16 protein-coding genes are annotated in these 21,506 nt (G+C 42.7%); 2 read left to right on the top strand and 14 right to left on the bottom strand.

The window, feature by feature from the left end; translation table 11 throughout:
• Positions 1-226 precede the first annotated feature (226 nt).
• From QE404_RS06105 to QE404_RS06090, 4 genes are all read right to left on the bottom strand, one after another.
• Positions 227-1,024, bottom strand: a complete 798-nt coding sequence (locus QE404_RS06105; RefSeq protein ID WP_307447962.1) for a Cof-type HAD-IIB family hydrolase — start codon at positions 1,022-1,024, stop codon at positions 227-229.
• Between the two features lie 73 nt (positions 1,025-1,097).
• Entirely contained in the window at positions 1,098-2,150 is a 1,053-nt protein-coding gene (locus QE404_RS06100; protein ID WP_307447958.1) for a UDP-glucose--hexose-1-phosphate uridylyltransferase, read from the bottom strand.
• The gene (gene galK, locus QE404_RS06095) at positions 2,131-3,321 is read right to left on the bottom strand and encodes a galactokinase (protein WP_307447955.1); all 1,191 of its coding nucleotides are present in this window, start codon (positions 3,319-3,321) and stop codon (positions 2,131-2,133) included. The genes QE404_RS06100 and galK overlap by 20 nt, the downstream gene beginning before the upstream one ends.
• Before the next feature lie 254 nt (positions 3,322-3,575).
• Positions 3,576-4,448, bottom strand: coding sequence for an AraC family transcriptional regulator (locus tag QE404_RS06090; protein ID WP_307447952.1), 873 nt, complete (start codon positions 4,446-4,448; stop codon positions 3,576-3,578).
• A 173-nt stretch (positions 4,449-4,621) separates the two neighbouring features.
• On the opposite strand from QE404_RS06090, the gene QE404_RS06085 reads away from it, so the two are divergent.
• Positions 4,622-5,218: a hypothetical protein gene (locus tag QE404_RS06085; protein WP_307447949.1), complete on the top strand. Its 597-nt coding sequence runs from the start codon at positions 4,622-4,624 to the stop codon at positions 5,216-5,218.
• A 124-nt stretch (positions 5,219-5,342) separates the two neighbouring features.
• Here QE404_RS06085 and QE404_RS06080 read toward each other — a convergent pair whose 3' ends face one another.
• From QE404_RS06080 to QE404_RS06055, 6 genes are all read right to left on the bottom strand, one after another.
• Positions 5,343-7,376 carry an alpha-glucuronidase gene (locus QE404_RS06080; RefSeq protein ID WP_307447946.1) on the bottom strand — a complete coding sequence of 678 codons (2,034 nt, stop codon included), beginning with the start codon at positions 7,374-7,376 and terminating at the stop codon, positions 5,343-5,345.
• Positions 7,377-7,536: 160 nt separating this feature from the next.
• Positions 7,537-8,511, bottom strand: coding sequence for a glycoside hydrolase family 43 protein (locus QE404_RS06075; RefSeq protein WP_307447943.1), 975 nt, complete (start codon positions 8,509-8,511; stop codon positions 7,537-7,539).
• A 179-nt stretch (positions 8,512-8,690) separates the two neighbouring features.
• Positions 8,691-9,806, bottom strand: a complete 1,116-nt coding sequence (locus QE404_RS06070; protein ID WP_307447940.1) for an endo-1,4-beta-xylanase — start codon at positions 9,804-9,806, stop codon at positions 8,691-8,693.
• 109 nt (positions 9,807-9,915) lie between these two features.
• Positions 9,916-11,370 carry an MFS transporter gene (locus QE404_RS06065; RefSeq protein ID WP_307447937.1) on the bottom strand — a complete coding sequence of 485 codons (1,455 nt, stop codon included), beginning with the start codon at positions 11,368-11,370 and terminating at the stop codon, positions 9,916-9,918.
• 20 nt (positions 11,371-11,390) lie between these two features.
• Positions 11,391-13,310 (bottom strand): sialate O-acetylesterase, encoded by a 1,920-nt coding sequence (locus QE404_RS06060; protein ID WP_307453773.1) that lies wholly within the window; start codon positions 13,308-13,310, stop codon positions 11,391-11,393.
• A gap of 20 nt (positions 13,311-13,330) precedes the next feature.
• Positions 13,331-15,712, bottom strand: a complete 2,382-nt coding sequence (locus QE404_RS06055) for a glycoside hydrolase family 127 protein (RefSeq protein WP_307447928.1) — start codon at positions 15,710-15,712, stop codon at positions 13,331-13,333.
• A 525-nt stretch (positions 15,713-16,237) separates the two neighbouring features.
• Here QE404_RS06055 and QE404_RS06050 point away from each other — a divergent pair.
• Positions 16,238-16,924 carry an NUDIX hydrolase gene (locus QE404_RS06050; protein WP_307447926.1) on the top strand — a complete coding sequence of 229 codons (687 nt, stop codon included), beginning with the start codon at positions 16,238-16,240 and terminating at the stop codon, positions 16,922-16,924.
• 242 nt (positions 16,925-17,166) lie between these two features.
• Here QE404_RS06050 and QE404_RS06045 read toward each other — a convergent pair whose 3' ends face one another.
• The 4 genes from QE404_RS06045 to QE404_RS06030 form a co-directional block, all read right to left on the bottom strand.
• Positions 17,167-18,132 carry a DUF294 nucleotidyltransferase-like domain-containing protein gene (locus QE404_RS06045; protein ID WP_307453771.1) on the bottom strand — a complete coding sequence of 322 codons (966 nt, stop codon included), beginning with the start codon at positions 18,130-18,132 and terminating at the stop codon, positions 17,167-17,169.
• Positions 18,038-19,075, bottom strand: a complete 1,038-nt coding sequence (locus QE404_RS06040; protein WP_307453769.1) for a CBS domain-containing protein — start codon at positions 19,073-19,075, stop codon at positions 18,038-18,040. Before QE404_RS06040 ends, QE404_RS06045 begins: the two co-directional genes overlap by 95 nt.
• Positions 19,076-19,079: 4 nt before the next feature.
• Positions 19,080-19,724, bottom strand: a complete 645-nt coding sequence (locus QE404_RS06035; RefSeq protein WP_307447920.1) for a 3'-5' exonuclease — start codon at positions 19,722-19,724, stop codon at positions 19,080-19,082.
• 282 nt (positions 19,725-20,006) lie between these two features.
• Complete coding sequence (locus tag QE404_RS06030; RefSeq protein ID WP_307453767.1) at positions 20,007-21,467, bottom strand: hypothetical protein; 1,461 nt, start codon at positions 21,465-21,467, stop codon at positions 20,007-20,009.
• Between the last annotated feature and the right edge of the window lie 39 nt (positions 21,468-21,506).

Here is a 21,506-nt window from a genome sequence, read left to right as displayed (position 1 = left end):
ATATTTGGTTTTTAATTAGAACAATGGATTAAAATAATTTCGCGGCAAAGGTAATTATTTTAAACTGACATGCAAGCAATTATAAATGAATTAATTATAAATTCATTGAAAAAAATAAATATCCGTAAAACATCGCTATGATTTGTAGAATTTTTTCTACAAACAAGGCAGTAGAATTACGATATCTGTAACACGAAAAATAGATTTACGGGAATTTGAATCTTTTTTATTGCTCAAGAAGTGTTTTAATCGTTTGCAAAACCCCAAAATTGTCATTGGAACAGGCTTCATAACTCGCCGCTTCTTTTACTGAAGGGTGTGCATTTTTCATGGCGAAGGAATATTGTGCGTTTTTCAGCATTTCGATATCATTCATATAATCGCCGAAAGCCATGGTCTGTTCAGGAGAAATATCCAGTGCCTGCTGCAGTTTTTCCAGAGCATTTCCCTTGTTGATGTTCTTATTCATAATATCCAGCCAGTGCTTACCGGAAATCACGATTTCAAGATCATATTGCTCAAATTGTTTTACAAATGGATAGAGATGCTCCTCCGCACCATCCGGATGGTACACTGCAATTTTAAACGCAATGTCATCCACCTCTTCTGTCAGGTCATCCTTTTTCTGGTTTTTAGTATAATACTTTGAAAAGAAGTCTACGAAATCCTGATCATCCGTTTCATAGTAAGCCGTCTTTTTTGCAGACAATACTGCTCTGGCTTTGGGAATATCACGAATAGTCCTGATGATATCTACAATATGTTTATGCTCCAGCCGGTCGGTGAAGAGTTCTTTATTTTTATAGATGACATAGCCTCCGTTTTCTGCAATGAACCCGATTTCATCTTCAATATCTTCGAAATACTGTGTGATTCCCGGCATCTGTCTTCCGCTGGCGGGCACAAATAAAATATTCTTTTTTTTCAGTTCGCTGTAGATGGCTGGGAATTCTGGACTGATTTCATAATTGGAATTCAGGAAGGTCCCATCCATATCGGTTACTATAAGTCTGATATCTTTCATAAAATGATTTCTTTTTTCATCCTGCTTACAGGATGGTTTACAGAGATTCTAATATCTTGCCAAATCCCGATCCCTATTTATCTTTATTCTTATAATGCACTAAAGGAAGAGCTTTCAGAACTTCTGCACTCTGTTCCGGACTTAAGTCACGCTGGGGCTCGGCAAGCATCTCATACCCCACCATAAATTTCTTAACTTCAGCGCTGCGCAGGAGCGGTGGATAAAAATGCATATGGAAATGCCATTCCGGATGATCACTTCCGTCCGTAGGTGCCTGGTGGATCCCTGCAGAGTATGGAAAAGAGGTATTGAAGACATTATCATACTTCACCGTAAGTCCTTTCAGGATTTCTGCCAATGCTGTTTTTTCCGGTTCTGAAAACTGATTGATATCAGATAGTTTCCGCCTGCTTATAACCATTGTTTCATACGGCCAGGATGCCCAGAATGGAACCAATGCCACAAAATGTTCATTTTTGAGAATCACCCGTTCATCCGTCTCAAGCTCCTTTTCCAGGTAATCCTCCAATAATGACCTGCCATGACTGTCAAAGTATTTTTTAAGGTTATGCTGTGTTCTCTGTACAAGGGTGGGAATGGATGACTGCGCCCAGATCTGTCCGTGCGGATGCGGATTGCTGCATCCCATGATCCTGCCTTTGTTTTCAAAGATCTGGACATGGTTGATGAAATCCATGGCGCCCAGCTCCCTATACTGTTGCTGCCAGAGATCCACCACATTGCGGATGTCACCGACTTCCATTTCGGGTAACGTCAGGCTATGGTCGTCAGAGAAACAGATGACCCTGTTGATTCCGCGTTCGGGCTTCATCACAAAAAAATCAGTTGTTCCGGCAGGGTACTCCACTTCTTCCCTCATCAATGATCCGAAATCATTGTCAAAGACATATACTCCTTTGTAATCAGGATTCTTTTCACCACTGATCCTGGTGTTTCCGGGGCAAAGATAACAGCCCGGATCATATGAAGGCTGCTGTTCATGGCCGGAATCTTCAGTCTGTCCCTGCCACGGCCTTTCAGACCGCTGCGGAGATACCAGTATCCACTCATCCAAAAGCGGATTATAGCGCCTGTGCGGATTTTTCTTAGGATTGAATGTATTCATCACTCATGTATTCATGGATTCCATCTGAAATTTTAACGGAATAAATATTCATCGGAATATTAAATCTATCTTTATATTTTTTGCTTATGGCTTCAACGACTCTTTCCACCTGATCCTTTTCAATAAGGTTAATGCTGCAGCCACCAAAGCCTCCGCCCATCATTCTTGACCCTAAAACACCTTCTTCTTTCAGGGTTTCTTCCACGAGAAAATCAATTTCTTCGCAGCTGACTTCATATTCACGGGAAAGCCCGTCATGGGTTTCGTTCATCAGCCGCCCGAGTTCTTCAGGACGATTTTCAGATAGTGCCTGAACGGCCTGCTCTACCCTTCTGATCTCTTTTAAAAGATAACTGCAACGGATATAAGGGATATCCCCCATTTCATCCCTGCATTCTTCCAGCTTTTCCAGTGTAAAATCCCGGAACTTATGTACCTGCGGGAATTTTTTCCATAAAACCTCTTTTCCACGGTCCACATCCTTTCTGCGGTCATTATATCCCGAAGTAAGATGCGTGTGCTTTACACAACTGTCGAACAATACCCAGGCATATCCGTCCAGTTCTGCATCATAGTATTGATAGTCCAGCGAATTGCAGTCCAGCATGATCACCTTATTTTCCTTTCCGAATACGGATGCAAACTGATCCATGATCCCACAGTTGACCCCAACAAAAGTATGTTCCGATTTCTGGCCGATTAAAGCCATTTCACTGTTAGAAAGTCCGAGATCAAACAAAGTATTTAAGATATAAGCAAACCCGCATTCCAGTGCCGCAGATGAAGATAATCCGGAACCCATGGGAATCGTGCTGCTGAAGGCTACCTGGAGGCCGCCGGTACTTTTCCCGTTTTCCTGGATGGCATTGAAAACGCCCAGGAGGTAATTGGCCCATTGCTGATCAACCGGAACCTGTTTTTCATTGGTGTTAAAGCTGAAAAACTGATCAAAATCCTGTGCAAAAAATGTACTGGTATCTGAATCTTCCTGTTTTTTAACGGCAAAGCAGATGTATTTATCGATCGCAGCAGGAAGTACAAAGCCGTCATTATAATCAACATGCTCGCCGATGATGTTGATCCTGCCCGGAGCCAGGAACAAGTACTCGGGTTCTGAATGAAATGTTTTCCGGAATGCCGCTTTTGTATCTTCAATTAATTTTTTCCGCATACACTGGTGTGTTTAAATCGTTTCATTTTTAAATGTTAAAAATACAGCTAAATTCCGGGATTAACAATATTCCTTCCATTTAAATCAGCATGCTTTCAGCTGTAAAACGAATCATCAAGACAAAGTTTTAATGATATGAAAAAACCTTATGAACATATCTAAAAATCAACTGTAGAGTTATGACCTGGCCTCCGTAATTGCCACAGCGATCATTGACAAAGCCATCACAGTTTAATACCAGAGGTCTGTATTATTTACTCAATCAGATAATTGAATTCTTTTCTGTATTGTGACGGACTTTTTTTAACATATTCCTTAAACGTCTTATTGAAATAGCTGAAATTGTTGAAGCCGCTTTCAAAGCACACCTCTGTAATGCTTAAAGGCTGCTCTGCCAGCAGTTTTAAAGAATGGGTGATCCTGTACTCGTTGACAAACTGCGTAAAGGTTTTGTTGGTGATCTTCTTAAAGTAACGGCAGAACGAAGGTACTTTCATGTTGGCAAGATCAGCGATTTCCTCCAGAGTCATCTGCTCCCGGAAGTGGTCTTTTACATAATTGAAAATCACATTGATCCTGTCATTGTCCTCCACCTGGGTCTGAAGATAGTACTTACCCGCATTCAGGATCCTGCAATCCTGAGTAACCGCAAGCTCATCGAGGATTCCCAGAAACCGGATCAACCTGTCCAGAGATGATGAGTCATGCATATCAAGGATTTTTTTTCCGACTTCTTTTTTTACGGTATCCCCGAATACAATGCCGGCTTTTGATTTTTCCAAAAGGCTGACTATACGCTGCATCTCCGGGGTTTCCCAGATTGCTTCCCCTAAAAAATCCGGTTTGAACTGAATGACCATTTCATATTCATTATTGGTGTTTTCATTGGTAAGCCCGCAATGCGGAAGATTACTTCCGATGAGCACCAGGTCTCCATCCGAGAAATAGGATATATTACTTCCGATCTGTCTCTTCCCGGACCCCTTACAGACATAGATCAACTCTATTTCCGGATGGTAATGCCATACATGGGATTTGATATTCTCATTGGTCAGGAATTTCAGGCTGGTAAAACTGCTCCCGATATTGGGTTTAATGGCTTCAAATGAAGGATGTGAATGTTTCATAACCGTTGCAATTATGGTATATTGATCAAATAATGCACAAAATTAACAATTAATATTTAATTAACATACATACATGGTTAATATAAAGCATATATATGAAAATTGTATGGTAGGACACCTCATTTGGCGGCTGTACATTTGTACTATAATTAACTGATCTAAAAAACATTATCATGAATGCAGTTTTAAAATCCGGTTTTCTTCTTGCTTTCTCTCTTATGTCAGCAGGGTTGATGAGTAAAGACAGAGATTTTTCTTTGTCCGTAAAGAAGGCAGAAGCCAAGACACTGCACTTTGAGGTATCCAATGCTAAAAACCTTTCCCTTTTCATTTATAATGATGCCGATGGGGAGATATATGCTGAAAACCTCAATGATGAAGACCAGATCGCCAAATCATATGATCTTCAGGCACTCGCTCCTGGAACCTATTATCTGGTAGCCGAATCTGAATCCAAAGTTGAAAAATACAAAATTACCATCAGTAAAACAAATACTATTGAAATGGATAAGACGCCGGTAAGCAGTGTTACCAAGCCGGAGTTTACCGTTTCAGGCCATATGGTAAAGCTTCATGTGGAGGGCCCGAAATATCCTGTTAATGTTTCAGTATATGATTCATCAAACAATGTTCATTACAGCGGAAACAAAGTTGCTGAAGACGGAGCGGTTGACCTGACCTTCGACCTGAATCCGCAAATTGCAGAAACCTATACCATAAGAGTAGAGGAAAACGGAAATGTCTTCAACAAGATCATTTCTTTAAAATAGGATAGTCCATAACTATTATTATATATACAACCATTCCTGGTTAAACAGGGAAAATTTTACGTACAGTCAAGTTTTGAGGCAACTCTTCTTTTAATCACGGAGAAAGAGTTGCCTCATTTTTTTATCAATTATGATGTCCCATATTCAGCTTGATTTTCTTCAGATCCTCCAGCTCGTTTACCGGACGTTCGATGTCGTACGGAATCGGCCGTTTTGAGAAAGTCTGGAAATATAACAGGCAGGCATCCTTCCACCACACGGAATCTTTTGCCTGGATTTTCAATTTTGACTGAACTTCTGAAAACCGCTGTTCATCAATATAAGGCTGCATTTGGTCCCAGGTTTTCTGGTATTCCCTCACCTGATGAACTCCTGAATCGTATTTGTAGCACAGCTCGTCCCAAAGGGTTTTGCCGTCTTTCATTTTATAATCCCAAGGCACATGGTGGAACCAAAGAAGAAGATCTTCCGGGCAGGTTTCGATGTTTCCATAGATTTCATTCAATGGCGGAAAATACTGGGAAACGGCATTGCTTCCGGTTCTGGTTCTGTCGAAGCCGATTCCTCTTGCATCTGCCTGATGATAATACACTGGAGACCAGTCCGGTCTTCCACCTTTATAGTCACCCCAGGGTTCCGGCCCGTAATGGTGGTTGCCGGCAAAGATATGGTGAAGGCCTAACGGCATCATATAATCCACCACGGTTTCGCGGGAAGTGAGCATGATCTGTTTTACCGGATTTACAAACTCCGGCCTGTCGGTAAAGGTCATTTTAATCCATTCATCGGCGATCTGTTCGGAGGTCAGTTCATGGTTCCAGGCCAGTCTTCCGAAGGCGTACCAGTTGGATTGTGCAAACTGATGGCCGGTCCAGTCCGTATCCTCCCCGATGTTGGCTACTCCGGATATCGCTGTTATTTTGCCCGGTCTTAAAGTACCATCCGTAATCTTCGCAATGGTAGATCCTTTGCCGTCTGCATAAGTATCGCTTTCAAGGGTTTCCTTAAACAATGGTGACAGAAACACCAGGTGATTGGACTGTCCCAAATACTCCTGGGTAATTTGAAATTCCACCATTTCCGGGGTTTTTCTCAATGCTCCGAAAAGGGGATTGAAAGCTTCTCTCGGCTGAAAATCGATCGGCCCATTTTTAATCTGGATGATCACATTATCCCTGAATTTTCCGTCCAGCGGAACAAATTCCAGATAGGCCTGCTTGGCCCGGTCTTCTTTGCTCGGACTGTACACAAACGCCCGCCACATCACGATTCCACCGTAAGGCTTCAGCACATCGGCCATCATATTGGCACCATCGGCGTGGGTTCTTCCGTAATCCTGCGGTCCCGGCTGCCCTTCCGAATTGGCTTTCACCAGAAATCCTCCGAAGTCCGGAATCAATTTGTAAATTTCAGCCGCCTTGTCTTTCCACCATTTCTGTACATCTTTGTTTAAAGGATCTGAATTTTCCGTTTTTCCCAATACTTTAGGGGAGGAAAAGTTCACGGAAAGGTAAACTTTAATCCCATAAGGTCTGAAAATGTCCGCCAGTATTTTCACTTTTTTCAGATAGTCCTCCCGAAGCATATTCGGCGAAGCATTCACATTATTCAGTACGGTTGCATTGATCCCGACAGAGGCATTGGCTCTTGCATACGCTTCATATCTTGGCGAAACGGTGTTGGGCAGATCTTCCCATTTCCATAATGAATGCCCTGCATAACCACGTTCGATACTGCCGTCCAGATTGTCCCAATGGTTAAGAACCCGTACATCAAACGAAGGCTTTTCGGTGATGTTGAGGTTTGCCGTTGAAACATTGGTCTGCTGAAGCCTTAGAATATGATATACACCATACAACAATCCGATTTCTTTCCCCGCAGAAATTACAATTTTGTTCTGAACGGATTTGATGGTGTATCCGTCCTTCAGGTTTTTCAATGATTTTTCCGTGCGGAGTTCCACGGTCTGTCCCTGCCAGTGGCTGCTCAGTTCTTTGCGGGCAATGTTCAGCGTCGGGCTGTTTCCTCTGGAAATGATTTTATCTGCCGAAATGCCGTTCTTCGCCGGAAACCGCAGCCAGAGCTGACTGCCATCTTCTGCGAAAACCGCTAACGGAATCATGAATAATAAGACCAGGTACATTCTGAAATTATGCATCGGGATTTACTTTAATTTTGATTTGAATTAAACAGGGTTTGTCTGTTGTATTTTTTCCAAAGGTTTCACCTGTGGCTATTGTTATTAAACCGTACGGGTTTCGATAATGAGTGCTTAAAACCATGTCAGGATTTAGACTCCTGACATGGTTGATCCAAGATTACTGATTTTCTTCCAGCCCTTCTATGGTTTTAATCTTGCCATCGTTATCATATTCGATTTCAATGACCTTCATGCTTCTCAGCCACGTCCTACCGCCGCTTGGAACGGAATCATGGAAGAACAGATACCACTTCCCTTCAAATTCCACAATGCTGTGGTGAGTGGTCCATCCTACCACCGGTGTCAGGATTTCTCCCTGAAAGGTAAACGGACCGTAAGGATTATCACCGGTTGCATAGCAGATCAGGTGCGTATCTCCCGTGGAATAAGAGAAATAATATTTATCATTGTACTTATGCATCCACGAAGCTTCGAAAAAGCGGTGCTTGTCGCCATGAAGCAGCGGATTTCCGTTTTCATCAAGAATAAGAACGTCTTTTGGCTCTTCGCCGAATTCCAACATATCGTCACTCAACATCACCACTTTTGATGGAATGGCAGGCTCGTCGTTATTCGGGATCACCGCAGATTCCAAAGCTTTGTTGTTGCGGTACCGCTGCAATTGCCCGCCCCAGATTCCTCCGAAGTACATATAATGCTTTCCGTTGTCTTCAAAAAGGCAGGGATCGATGCTGTAACTGCCCATCATCGGATGTTTTTCCGGAACAAACGGCCCGTATGGTTTGTCGCTCACCGCGACTCCAATTCTGAAAATGTCGTTTTTGTCCTTTAGCGGAAAATACATATAATATTTACCGTCTTTATGGGCTACATCGCAATCCCACAACTGTCTTCCCGACCATGGAATATCCTCTACCGAAAGCACTACGCCGTGGTCTGTAATGTCACCGTTTTCCAAGTTATCAAGGGAAAAAACGTGGTAATCATTCATATCGAAATGGTCGCCGTTGTCGTTTTCTTCGATGCCGCTTTCACGGTCGTGGGACGGATAGATATACAGTTTGCCTTCAAAAACGTGTACAGAAGGATCAGCCATATAGTCTTTCGGGAAAAGGTATTTTGCTTTGTTCATTTTTTATAGTTTAGACTTTTAGATAATTGATTTTGTTTTCAACCACAAAAGTCACAAAAGATTTCATTCTGCTTCAAGCTATTCAAAAGTTCAGAAAAGAATTATCATATCGCTTTTTTGTTCTATTGAACCGCTCTATTTTCAAGCATTTCTTTTGTGTCTTTTGCGGTTTATTAATTTTACTTTGTTAATTCAATAATTTTCTCTACTACCGGTTTTGCCTGGTAATTACGGTCGAAAAGAAGCGGATAATCGGTTCTGCCTTTTACCGGGAAATCGTTTTTCCAAGACTGATTGTCGGTAACGCCCCATAAAGTAACCCTCCGGATTTCATTTTTATGCTTCAGGAACAGTCTGAAGAAATCCAGATAACGGGTTTCCCATTCTTTCTGAACATTTTCAGGAAGCCCTTTGGTATAAGGATTCATTTTCGCTTCGTATTCCACTTTGTCGGAAACGTTGGCCGAAGTTCCCCACGGCGAAGGAAGCGCACTGATTTCCATTTCGGTAACATTTACTTTTACGCCGGCCGCGGCATAATCCGTTAAGGCTTTCTCGTATTCTTCCAGTTTCGGATTGTCCAGTCCTACGTGGGTCTGCATTCCTACTCCATCGATCCGGATTCCTCTTGATCTTAAATCCTTAACGATTCTGGTAACGGTTTTCACTTTTTCCGGAAACCATTCGTTGTAATCGTTGTAATACAGTTCGGCATTCGGATCCGCTTCCTGTGCGTATTGGAAAGCAAGCGGAATAAATTCTTCGCCCAGAATCTCGTAAAACTTGGATTTTCTATAAGTTCCGTCTTCCATAATGGCTTCGTTTACGACATCCCAGCCTTTTACCCGGCCTTTGTATCTTCCAACCAACGTGGAAATATGGCTCTTCATCCGCTGTTTCAGGACTTCCGGTGAAACGTCTTTCCCGTCCTTGCCTACAAAAAACCATCTCGGCAACTGGGAATGCCAGATCAGCGTGTGACCGATGATGAACATCTTGTTTTTCTCTCCGAAAGCTACAAACTTATCGGCATCATCAAAGAAAAACTTCCCTTCCTCAGGCTGGATGAACATGGATTTCATACAGTTCTCCGCAACGATGGAACTGAACTGCTTTCTGATGATGTCATCCGATTTTACATCGGTCCCATCAATCTGCGGAAGGCTCATTGCGGTTCCGATATAGAATTTATTGTTGAATGCATTTTTCAGGGAGTCGCCGGAAGATGTGGTCTGTGCCGTTTTACACGACACGGTGAGGGCTAAAATTCCTATTACTGCAATGGCTTTCTTCATAATTATTTTTTATAATTTATTTATTAACAGGTCGCCTCTACGAGGCTTAATTGATGGTATCCTGTAATGGCTATTAACAGGCCGCTCCTAAGGAGCTTAAAGCATGATATCAATCCTCCTTTCTCCTCCTTTCTTTAAGATCGCGTTCGATCTGCACCTCCATTTTTTTATTGATTTTATAGAACATCAACAATCCGCAGGCTGCAAAAAACGGAATGGCCGGGAAAATACTCACCAGCATTTTCGCACCGCTGGCCACCGTTTCCGGCTGAATGACATTTTCCGTTCCTTCGGATGAAATGTAACCGTAATGTCCGATAATGGAAGAAACCAATGAGCTTCCAATACTTAATCCCACTTTTAATCCGACCATCATGGCTGAGAAAATAATCGCTGTAGCGCGTCGGTTGTTTTTCCACTCGGAATAGTCGGCTACATCGGCAATCATTGCCCAAAGAAGCGGTGTGCTGATTCCGTAGAAAAAGCCGTGCAGGATCTGCGAAAGGAACATTAATCCCACCGATTTTGGCGGATAGAATATAAAAGCAACAATGAATAAAGTCGAAATAAAGAGGGAAGCAATAAATGCATCTCTTTTACCGTATTTATCGGCAAATCTTTTAGAAAAGGTAATCCCTACAATCATCATGATGATCCCGCCGGCATTGAACAGTCCGAAACCTGCTGATCTTGGGTCTTCCCCGAAGAAATTCATCCCGATGGAATTGAAAAAGTTCGTAATCGGTGAAATGAATGAAGCCAGAGCCGGCTCGTCTACATAATTGTTGAAGTAATAGACGTACGAACCTCCCTTCATCGCCAGGGTGATAAAAATAAGAGCGGTTACGGTAAGCATAATGATCCAAGGCTTATTTTTGGAAAGGTCTTTCAGGTCTTCTTTCAGGCTTGATTTCTGTTCGGAGGTTGGAATAATCCTTTCTTTCGTCGTAAAAAAAGTAATCAGCAGCATCACCGAGCCGATAACAGCCAGCCAGGTCATTACCGTTTCTATACCGGCTGCTTTGTCGCCATGCCCTACGGAAAGGATAATCGGAAGCATAAATACCTGAACAAAGAACTGGGCAAACATTACCGCTACAAAACGGTAGGAAGAAATGCTGTTTCGCTCTCCCATGTCACCGGTAATTACTCCGCTCAGTGCGGCATACGGCAGGTTATTGGCTGCGTATAGTAACAAAAGTATGGAATACGTAATGGCTGCATAGATCATTTTTCCTTTATATGAAAAACCGGGTGTGCTGAAGGCCAGAAGAGCCGCAATCCCCAACGGAACGGCTGTAAATAAGATCCACGGACGGAATTTCCCCCATTTGGTTTTGGTACGGTCTGCCAGAGCACCGATGACCGGATTGAATCCGAATCCTGCGATAAGACCGACAATAAGAGTAATGATGGAAGCATCTTCCGGCTTGAGTCCGTAAATATCGGTATAAAAATACGCGAGGTAGGTAACCAGGGTCTGAAAAACGAGGTTGGCCGCAAGGTCACCTAAGCTGTAGCCTATTTTTTCGGATACTGATATTTTCTGTGGATGATTATTCATTTTTAAATATGAGGATTAAATTAATTTTTTTCTGTTGTAAAAGGTGAAGCAGGAAGCCCGGCTGTATTTTTGAGATTGCCGTCCGGATTGTCGGCCCAGTCGTAGCGTACGGCTACCGGATTTTTAACCGCATCGTTCCATACAATAACTTTCTTACCTTCCGTTTTTGCCTTCGCCCAGGCCCAGCTTCCGTCTGAATCTTTGATGGCAAAGCCTTTCAGTTCGGCTACTCTTGCAAGATCATCTGTCCCGGTTTTGAAAGAAAGTATGATTTTATTTCCTTCCGTCTTCATCGACTGATATACTGGTCCGTCTGCCACGATATTCTTTTTATCGGCTATTTTCAAAGCCTGGAAAGCCAACCGGTCTCCGACTGCTTTTTTATTCAGCGGGTGGATGTCATTCCACTCTCCTACGTCGATGGTTACGGCCAGTCCGGTATTTGGAACGGTCTGGGAAACTAAGCGCTGCTGATCCCTCAGTTCCGCCCAGTTGCTTTCGATCGGCTGGCTTTTGCTTTCCATGAAGTTGGCCAGCTGCACAATCAGGAATGGCGCGTTTTGCTCATTCCATTTATTGCGCCAGTCGGTGATCATAGTCGTCAGCAGGTCGCCGTATTCTTTCGGTTTTCCGGTATTGCTTTCACCCTGATACCAAAGGAATCCTTTTACCTTATAGTTGGTGAGCGGATTGATCATTGAATTGTACAATCCGGTCGGTTTCCAGCGGATAAAAGTCTGTCCGGGAGCTACTCTCGACATTTTTGCGCCGACTTTATATTTCCAGTCTCCGGTAAGATCTATTTTCTGTCCTCCCACTTCCAGGTAGTACGGTTTGTCAGCAATGAACTGTCCTTTTCCGCTTCCGTTGGTGATGCGGACCGTAATGATGTTCTTTCCGTCCTTCAGTACACCTGCCGGAATGTCGTACCAGCGTGGCGGATATTCATAGGTTACATTTCCGACTTTTACTCCGTTAATGTAAGTAACATCGGCATCCTTTATTCTTCCTAAATTTAAAAATGCCGGTTTACCGGATGATCCGGCCGGTACATTGATTTCTTTTCTCAGCCAAACCGTTCCGTCAAAAGATCCTTCCTGATCTTCCCATGATCCCGGAACCTTCAGGGTTTTCCATCCTGAGTCATCGACATCCGCTTTTTCCCAATGCTGTGCCAATCCGGGATCGTTCTGATCAAGCTCGGTATACCAGGCTCTGCTGGCTGCCTGCTCACCGGATTCGGTAGATTTAATCAGGTCATCGTTCTGCCATTTTTTAGCTTCATCCAGATATTCAGGATATTTTTTCAGGGAATTCGTGTCCATCCAGGCCTGAACCGGAGATCCTCCGAGGCTGGTGTGAATGATTCCCACCGGAACTTTATCTTCGGCATTGATTTCTTTGGCAAAAAAAAACGCTACTCCTGAAAAATCAAGAATGGTTTGCGGATCGGTGGATTGCCATTTACCACCGTCCAGCTCCGTTTGCGGAGTTTTGAAATTGTATTTTTGCGGTACCGTGAAGAACCGGATGTTTTTATTGTTGGCATTTTTAATTTCGTCACTGTACAACGGCGTCAGCCTGCGCATCGGAAGCTCCATATTGGATTGTCCGGAAGCTACCCATACATCACCGATCAGGATGTCTTTCAGGGTAATTTCGTTAATGGTCATTACGTACGGTCCGCCGGCTTTCAGTTCGGGAAGCATGATGTTCCAGTTCCCGCTTTTATCGGCGCTGGTAGTGTAGGTTTTATTTAAAAATTTAACATTTACCTTTTCACCTGCATCAGCTGATCCCCAGATTTTCAGCGGCATGTTTCTTTGCAGGATCATCCCGTCCGAAACCAAGGCAGGAAGCTTTACTTTGGCTTCCATCATGGAAATACTGAAAATGCTGACAAACAGGAAAGAGGCCGTTTTAGACTTAGAAATATTCATGGAATGATCTGTTATATAAATTACTTGATGGATTTTTCATAATTTTGGGTAAGAAGCCGGACTTCAATAATCCTTGAAGTCATGGCCTGGTCCGCCGCAAAGAATTTTACGGTGAGGCTTTCTTTGCTTTTTTCCGAATCCGGTATAGGCAGAAGCAGATACTGAGGCGAATTTCCGGCTTTACCTTCGAGTGTTTTAGCGAAGACTTTCTTACCGTTGATTTCAGCATTCAGCATACGCCCGGCATTATTATCGAAGTACAGTACATACAGGAAAGCTGCGTTTTTACCGGAATTTTTCATACTGTAGCTGAACCAGCCTTTGGCATCACGGAAATGCCGGTCTTCCATATATCCCGTGTTGGAATCTTTGCTTTCGAAGAAATGATCGGATTCCGGCTGCTGTTCTCCGAGCTGGATCTGATCGATGGTAATCTGATCAAGCCTGCGCGTTTCGGCTTCTTCTTCTGCCTTCTGCCTTTGTAAACTCTCAATTTTGTTCTGATCCGCTTGAGGCCAGTACATAATGTACCGCTCTTCCCGGATCTTGTAAAACGGCACAAGCTTGAGTCCCTGGCTGAATTGAGCCGCAGGATAAAGTCCCGTAAGGTTAAAGGTTAGTTTTTCATCTGGCACAGGCTGAACATGGCTGTTTACCATTGTTGCTTCTCCTATAATTACAGGAATATCATTTAGTGGAATCTGCGGACCGTGGGCGATATGTCCGCCGCGGCTATCATCGGCAAACATTCCCTGCTGCTCTTCGGTGCCGTACCGTGCCGCCAGAACTACCGGGCCATATTTAAAGGCATAATATCCTGAATGGTCAGGAAGCTGCTCTGATGAAAGGTGCATCGGCATGTTCATTTCAATGACATCGCCTTTCTTCCATTTCCGGCTCAGATTAAAATACCCGTTACTGTCCGGAGACACATTATATTCTTTTCCATTTACCGTAACTGTCACTTCTGATGAAGCAGTCCATTGCGGGCAGCGGAGCCTGATATTGACGATTGAATTTCCGGCCTGGTCAAAGACCAGTCTGGTTTTTGCGGTTTCCGGATAGTTGTTTTCCTGCCTTAAAACTATCTTTTTCTCTTGCCATCTGAGTGTGGAAGGAATAAAAAGATTTACATACAGATCCTGTCCGGAGTGCGCGTAGATCATTTCACCGTATTTCGCGTGGTTTTCCATTCCGGAGCCTACACAGCACCAGAAACTTGTTTCCGGTTGAGAATATACTCTGTAATGTCCGGGACGCATCGGCGTAAAGTATACAAACCCTCCCTTTTCCCTGTTTTCCGTGGAAAGGATATGGTTATACAATGCCCGTTCATAATAATCCATATAATAGGATTTGGGCAATGTAGCAAATAATGCCTTGGTTAACTTCAGCATATTATAGGTATTGCAGGTTTCCGGGCCTTCAACACTTTTAATCATACTGCTGAAATCATTGATGGGATTGAAATGTTCCCCTACGCTGTTTCCTCCGATGATGGAAGATCTTTTTTCAGTCACATTGTGCCAGAAGAAATCTGCGGCATTGCTCCATGCTGTATTGTTTTCCAGGTCAGCCACCCGTTTATAACCAATCACTTTAGGGATCTGCGTATTGGCATGGATTCCTGTAAGTTTATCTTCGCCATTCAGCAGCGGGTTCAGGATCGCCAGGTGCGAAAACCGGTGGGCCAGCTGAAGGTATTTTTTATTTTTGGTAATGTCATAAACATCGGCAAATACTTCATTGAGTCCGCCATGCTCGCTGCGGAGCATTTCCTGAATTTGCTCATCGGATAGATGTGAAACTTCATTGACCATCCAGTCCGTTAATTTAATCAATATTTTTTCCGCCTTTTTGCTGTCCGTATATTGATAAGCGTCATAAAGTCCGGCATAGAGTTTATGAATATTGTATAAAGGTACCCATCGGTCATTCAGTCCGAAACTGGAAGCCCGGATATTGCCTTCCGCAATTTCCTTCCAGATCTTTTTCCCATTTGGAACACCCGAAACATAACCCTCTCTTGAGGCATTCTGACAGCGTTCCAATTCACTGATCATGTAATCTAGCCGCTGTTTAACCTTGGGATCGCCCGTTGAAGCATATAATAATGATAATGCAGACAGATAGTGTCCTCCGATATGTCCGTCCAGACCTGTATTTTCCCAGTTCGGATAATTAACAGCCTTAGCGGGTAATCCCGCCTCTTTCAGGTAAGGAGCCAGCAGCCTGTCCGGGTCCATGGACATGATGTATTTTTTATCGGTATCCATGGTTACACTAAATACACTTTCTGACAAACGTACATCCTTCAGCGGAAAATAGCTGACTTTACGGTCTGCCTGGCCGAATGAAAATGTAGCGTAACCCAGGAATAGAATCAGTGCTTTTTTATTCATAAATAAATGTTATTTCAACATTTCTAAAAATAGCAGAAAGAATCAACATACAAAACAATACATTGATAATGGTAAAGTAAAGACCCGGACAAAAGGTCAGAAAATGGTCTTAACTGTGTTTAAGGAGTCGGACCTTATCATAAAAAATAAGATTAGAGACGGATCAGCCGACAATCCTCTAATGTTACAATTGACTGTATACAAAATAAACACAGCGTATTGCTTGAGAATATTTAAAAATCACCTCAATAACTTATCGTATTTTTAAGATTAAGGCCGCAAAGATATTTTTTTGATTTCAGAACTATTTCATTGTTAAACTTTAACATAATTTTAACATTGAGTTCATACATATTTAATCTTTTTACTGGTAATTTCATCATGTCAGAGCAATAAGTAAATTCCCAAAAACACACTTTAAAAGGTATTTTTTTGTTGATTAATTTTTTTAATTGAAAAGTGTAAAAAACACATTTATGTAAAATCTTAATTTACAAAAGCTTTATCTTTGCATAAAATATTTCGATGAAACAAGATTATTCACAATATCCCAGACATCTGGTCGCAGTAGACTGTATTATATTCGGATTTGACGGTGAACATCTCAAAATTCTTCTGGTCAAAAGAAATTTTGAACCCCAATTAGGAGAATGGTCCTTAATGGGAGGGTTTGTAGGCAGCGAAGAAACTGCAGATGAAGCAGCCAAAAGGGTGCTCAATACACTTACAGGCCTGAGCAATATTTATATGGAGCAACTGAACTCCTACACTGAAATTAACCGCGAACCCACAGCAAGGATTATTTCAATTTCTTATTATGCGCTGATCCATATCGAAAAGGATTTCCAGCTCAACGAAAACTACAGTGCACAATGGTTTGAACTTCAGAATGCACCCAATCTCATTTTCGACCATAATGAAATGGTAAAAGATGCCGTTCTGAGACTAAGAAGACGGGCATCGACACGGCCAATCGGATTCGAGCTGCTGCCGGAAAAATTCACGATGAAGGATCTTCAGAATCTGTACGAAGCGATTTTCAGTGAAACCTTCGACAAAAGGAATTTTACCAGTAAGATCAATGGAATGGATATCCTCGTAAAAACGGATGAAAAAGACATGACTTCTTCCAAAAAGGGATCTTTCCTCTACCGCTTTGATGAAAAGAAATACAACAAAAAGATTTCCCAGGGATTTATGTTTAAAATGTAGATTTTATTTGGCTCATTACTCAACAGTAAATAGTCTGCAGATAAAACGTTCTTAAAATAAAACTGCTACAAAACCTGAAGGTTAACGATGAATAAGACTAACGCAAAGTCTTATGATCATACCTCATATTGTAAGGGAGCAAAGCAAAGCGGGAGAGCCGCAATGAAGCGGACGGATGATGTATATGCTTCATTAGATCAGATCGCTGATCCTTTCTTTCCTCCCTTTGCAATTCGAGAAAACTACGACAAACTTCCGGTAAATTTCATCCGGATGCCCTGCTGGAAGTTGCTGATGGTTTTAAAAATTTCGGTCAGCGTTACGCGTTCAATTTTAGTGAGACGGCTGATCTCGATGTAATTGTCCGGCATTTTCTTTTCGATATTGATTTGATGAACCTGGTTTTTTAGGCGCAAGGCCATCAGGTAATAATACGAATGATGCAGTTCCTGGTACTGTTCTTTACTGAATACGCCCACTTCCTGTAGTTTTTTCATCCTTTCACCGGTATTTTCATTATTGATACCGTTCTTCAACGCATATACCCTAAGCAGGTCGACAATCGGGCTCATGGCCGTCTTGATGTCGAAAACTTCAGCCTTACCGATCGTCTGGGTTTTAATCCTTTTAAAAAAGGTTAAAGGGGCTTCGTATTGAAGGGCGTTTTTGGCAATAAAGGTGAAAAATCTTTCGTTCGGAACGCGAAGCTGGTCTTGGATGAAATCTTTTAGTTCATTGATGATCGCTTCTTCTCCATAGATATAACGGCAGTCGAAAAGGGTAGAAAATTTCATGGCATTTTCGGGAACGGTTTCATTAATCCATTCTTCGTAGTTCCGCTTCCAGTGGGACAGCGAATGCGTCCATTTCGGATTGCTGGCCATAAATTCTCCTTTGCAGTAGACAAAACCGATGGTATTAAGATCGTCGGAAACCCTTTTGGCAAAGTCCAGGAAATATTCACGAACCATTTCACGCTGTTCATTGGCTTTGTCTTCGTAGATGATGCCGTTGTCCTGGTCGGTGCTTAAGGTCTGCTCTTTCCTACCTTCACTTCCGGTGACCATGAAAACAAATTTCGCCGGCGGTTTCCCGATCTGGCGGATCACGTTTTCAATTACTTTTATGGTGATGGTATCGGCAATGGTAGTAATAATCTGGCTGGCAATTTCCCCGTGAACGCCGCGGCCCAGCAACTGGTTGATCATATCCGGGACCTGAAGCCACTTTTTCCGGAGTTCCACGGTTGTACCGGCCTGCTTTACCGACTGTATAAAAAACCAGCGGCGACTGTGCCTGCTCGCTCAGCAGCCGGTTCCTGCTGAGAAATCCTGCCATTTCACCGTCCTTCTCTACCAATAAGTACCGGGTTTTGGTTTTAAACATCATCAGAACCGCCTCATAGAGATAGGCATCGCTGGAGATGGAAACAATGGGATTATCCATTACTTCTTGTATAGCTTTCTGCGGATCAATGCATTGGGCAATAACGTTGTCCCGCAGGGTAATATCCGTTACGTAGCCTATGATATTCTGATCCTGCTCGTTCCTGATAAATAAACAGCTTATCTTGTTTTTCGCCATGATCCGGGCAGCTTCAAAAATAGGGGTGCTTTCGGTACACGAAACGATATCTTTAAAAGCAATGCTTTCTATTTTCCTGGAATACAGCTGGTCTGCGGCAAAATAACTTTCCTCAAAAGACGCCGGTGTTTTTACAAAATGCGCAAACTCTTCATCCAACATTTTCTTCCCGAAATCTGCGGTGAAATAATGGAAAAAATCTTCATAAGCGTTGCAGAGTTCGGTAAATTCTTTTTTAGGAAGCGTATATACAATGGTTCCTTTTTTCGCCATTACTGATTTTAAAGCCCGGACCCTGTTTAGCACCACGGAGATCCCCCCGAAACAGTAAGGAGGATGGTGAGTTTCAATACATCTTTTATTCTGGGAAGCGTCAAAGAAAAACGTCTGATACTCTCCTTCCATGATCACATCCACGCCCTGTAATTCGGTGACCTCCTGTCGGTAGGCCAATGTTTCTTTAGGAAATGTTTTCTTCTGCATGCTTTCGGAGACTTCCTGCAGCACGCTTTCCGGCAAAAGGCTGAAAGGTGGTGTTTTCTGTAAAAGCGGGATCAGATGTTGCATAAATTTATAGTGGTTTTAAAAGGGGAAAATGTAGTTTTTCTGCTATGAGATGGTGTTTTTCCTCAAGATCTTTTTGAGACAACTCATTCCGCCGACGGATTTCAAAAAAGCAGCGGGCAGTCATTTCTGCATCAATAACAGCATTATGGGAGGGCTCTATCGTTTCGTTCAGAATGTAACGGCAGAGTTCCGGTAAACGCAGACCGGTTTTTGAAGTACCGGATGTATATTGCCGGCTTTTCAGCATCGTACAGTAAAAAGAGCTGTTTTCAAAAGGATTCTGCAGCCCTGCTCTAAGGTAATCAGCAGATAAAATATGAAGGTCAAATTCCAGGAAATGACCTACGATGAAAGGTTGGTATTTAATTATATCTTCAGCAAGATCCGTTAATACTTCCCTTCGGCTCCTTCCTCTGGATCTCAGGAATTCTTCGGTAATGCCATGGACCCTGAATGATCCTTCACTGATGACCAGGTCTTCTTCAAAAATGTACTGATCAGACTTTTTAATTTCAGTTCCATCTTGCGAACAGATAATCCAGGAAACCTGAACGGCAGAGGGCCAGTTTCCGGTGTCAGAATACGGAAGATCCCAGCGTCTGGGAACAGCCGTGGTTTCCGTATCGATAAACAGGAGGTGAGAATTCACAGAAAATGCTTTTGATACAAATGTAAGTATTAAAATACAGTCTTCAATCCTGCTAAATCCATAAAATATAAACGGCAATCATTTCGAAACAACTTTTCGATATTTTCTACACGATCTTACGAATGACTGAACCAGAATCCGTTTTAAATTTTATGCTTTTGACAGAAATTTGCCAGGAGTTGTACAGATTATTATGTATGCTGAAAGCTGCCTAACATCATGTTAAGCAGCTTTCCCTTACATCAAAAGAAAAAAGAAAAGTTACCGTGACATCCGGGATCCTTAATGTACCACCTTCAGAATGTCTCCCGTGCGGTACAGTGCCCCTGAAGGCAATCCGGCTGCCAACGCTGCTGCATTATCACTATACTCGTTACAGCCTGAAATAATGGCCGGAGTAAGATCCGAAGTACTTTTTACCACATGCAGTTTGGCTACGGGTGCATTGGTTCCGAGCCCAACTCTTCCCTGGAAATAATTTTTTGTGTTTTCACCTTCCGAATACAGATTATACGCATTGGCTTCCGTATCCCCGGTAAAGCGGAACGGCTTAATATAAATCCCGTACGACTTCCCGATGGTATTCTGCGACTGTCCGCTGGTTCCTTCAACTAACAATCCGTATAATGCATTGATATTGGCTGAAATAAGATTAGTGGAAGCAAAATCAATATAGGACCTTAAAGGAGCGGCGTAATCGGATACATTTAAAGTTCCACTGGTTCCTGCTACTTCAATGCCCGAAGTTGTCCCTGTAATGGTAGTCGCGTTAACCGTCCCGCCTCTCATATCTGTCTGAGCAACAAGCTTGCCGCCTGAAGCGCTTCCTGATGCATTCAAAACGTATCCCGGCTGGGCATTGAGCGTCCCGTAACCGCTGTAACCATTTAGATCACCGGTGAGGCTCAGATTTCCAGTATTGGCACTAAGCAGTGTGGTAGCAGCATTACCGGATACTGTTCCAGACTTCAGCTCTCCTCCCACTGCTGATACAGATACTAAAGAAAAGAGTCCTGATACTAATTTGGATGAATTGTCTTTCTGACCGGTAAGATAATACGAGAAGCTTGCACTCTGCCCTCCTCTAGCCACTTTTGATACATCGACAGCTGTATTATCTAATCCGACAACACTTCCTGTTCCCGATTCCGAATTATCCAGCAGATAATTATAAATTCCTGTTTTAGTTTCTTCTTTATTTGAAATGAGCCTGTTCTGTATCCCGAATGAAGTTCCGGATCCTCCTGAAGATGTATTCTCATTAACATAGAGATTAGTATTAGGATTTGCCCCTGGATTCAGTCCTATACCAATTTTTCCCTTCTGGTAAATATTCTGTGTATTTGAAGCCGCTGGAAGGTTGGTTCCGGAAATATTCCATGGACCGGCACCTCCTATCTTTTTCCATATATTACCATCGAAATAATAATATCCGATAGTGGTAACCTCTGCTGTCTTTGTAGTAACATCATCGGCAGTAGTAGAACTTGTGGAGTTGGAAGCATCAAGGGCTTCAGTAACATACACCATCGCTCCTGTCTGATCTGTTGCATAAAGCTGATCTTTTGCTTTAAGCTCCGTACCTTTCAGCTTAGGCGCTATAATACCATCTGTTTTGGTAAGGTCTGCCGGGACAGACCGTACATCTAATGTTGCTTTCGGGGAATCTGTATTGATGCCCACTTGTGACATGAGCATACTGCTAAAAAGAATTCCGGCTGTAAGTGTTAAATTTTTAATCATAATTGCTTTTTACAGCAAATAACGATCTACCAGGTCAAG

It is taken from the genome of Chryseobacterium camelliae (genome assembly GCF_030818575.1).
In the GTDB taxonomy this organism is placed as follows: domain Bacteria; phylum Bacteroidota; class Bacteroidia; order Flavobacteriales; family Weeksellaceae; genus Chryseobacterium; species Chryseobacterium camelliae_A.
The sequence above is the reverse complement of the archived record's forward strand: the minus strand, read 5'-3'. Positions and strand labels throughout refer to the sequence as shown.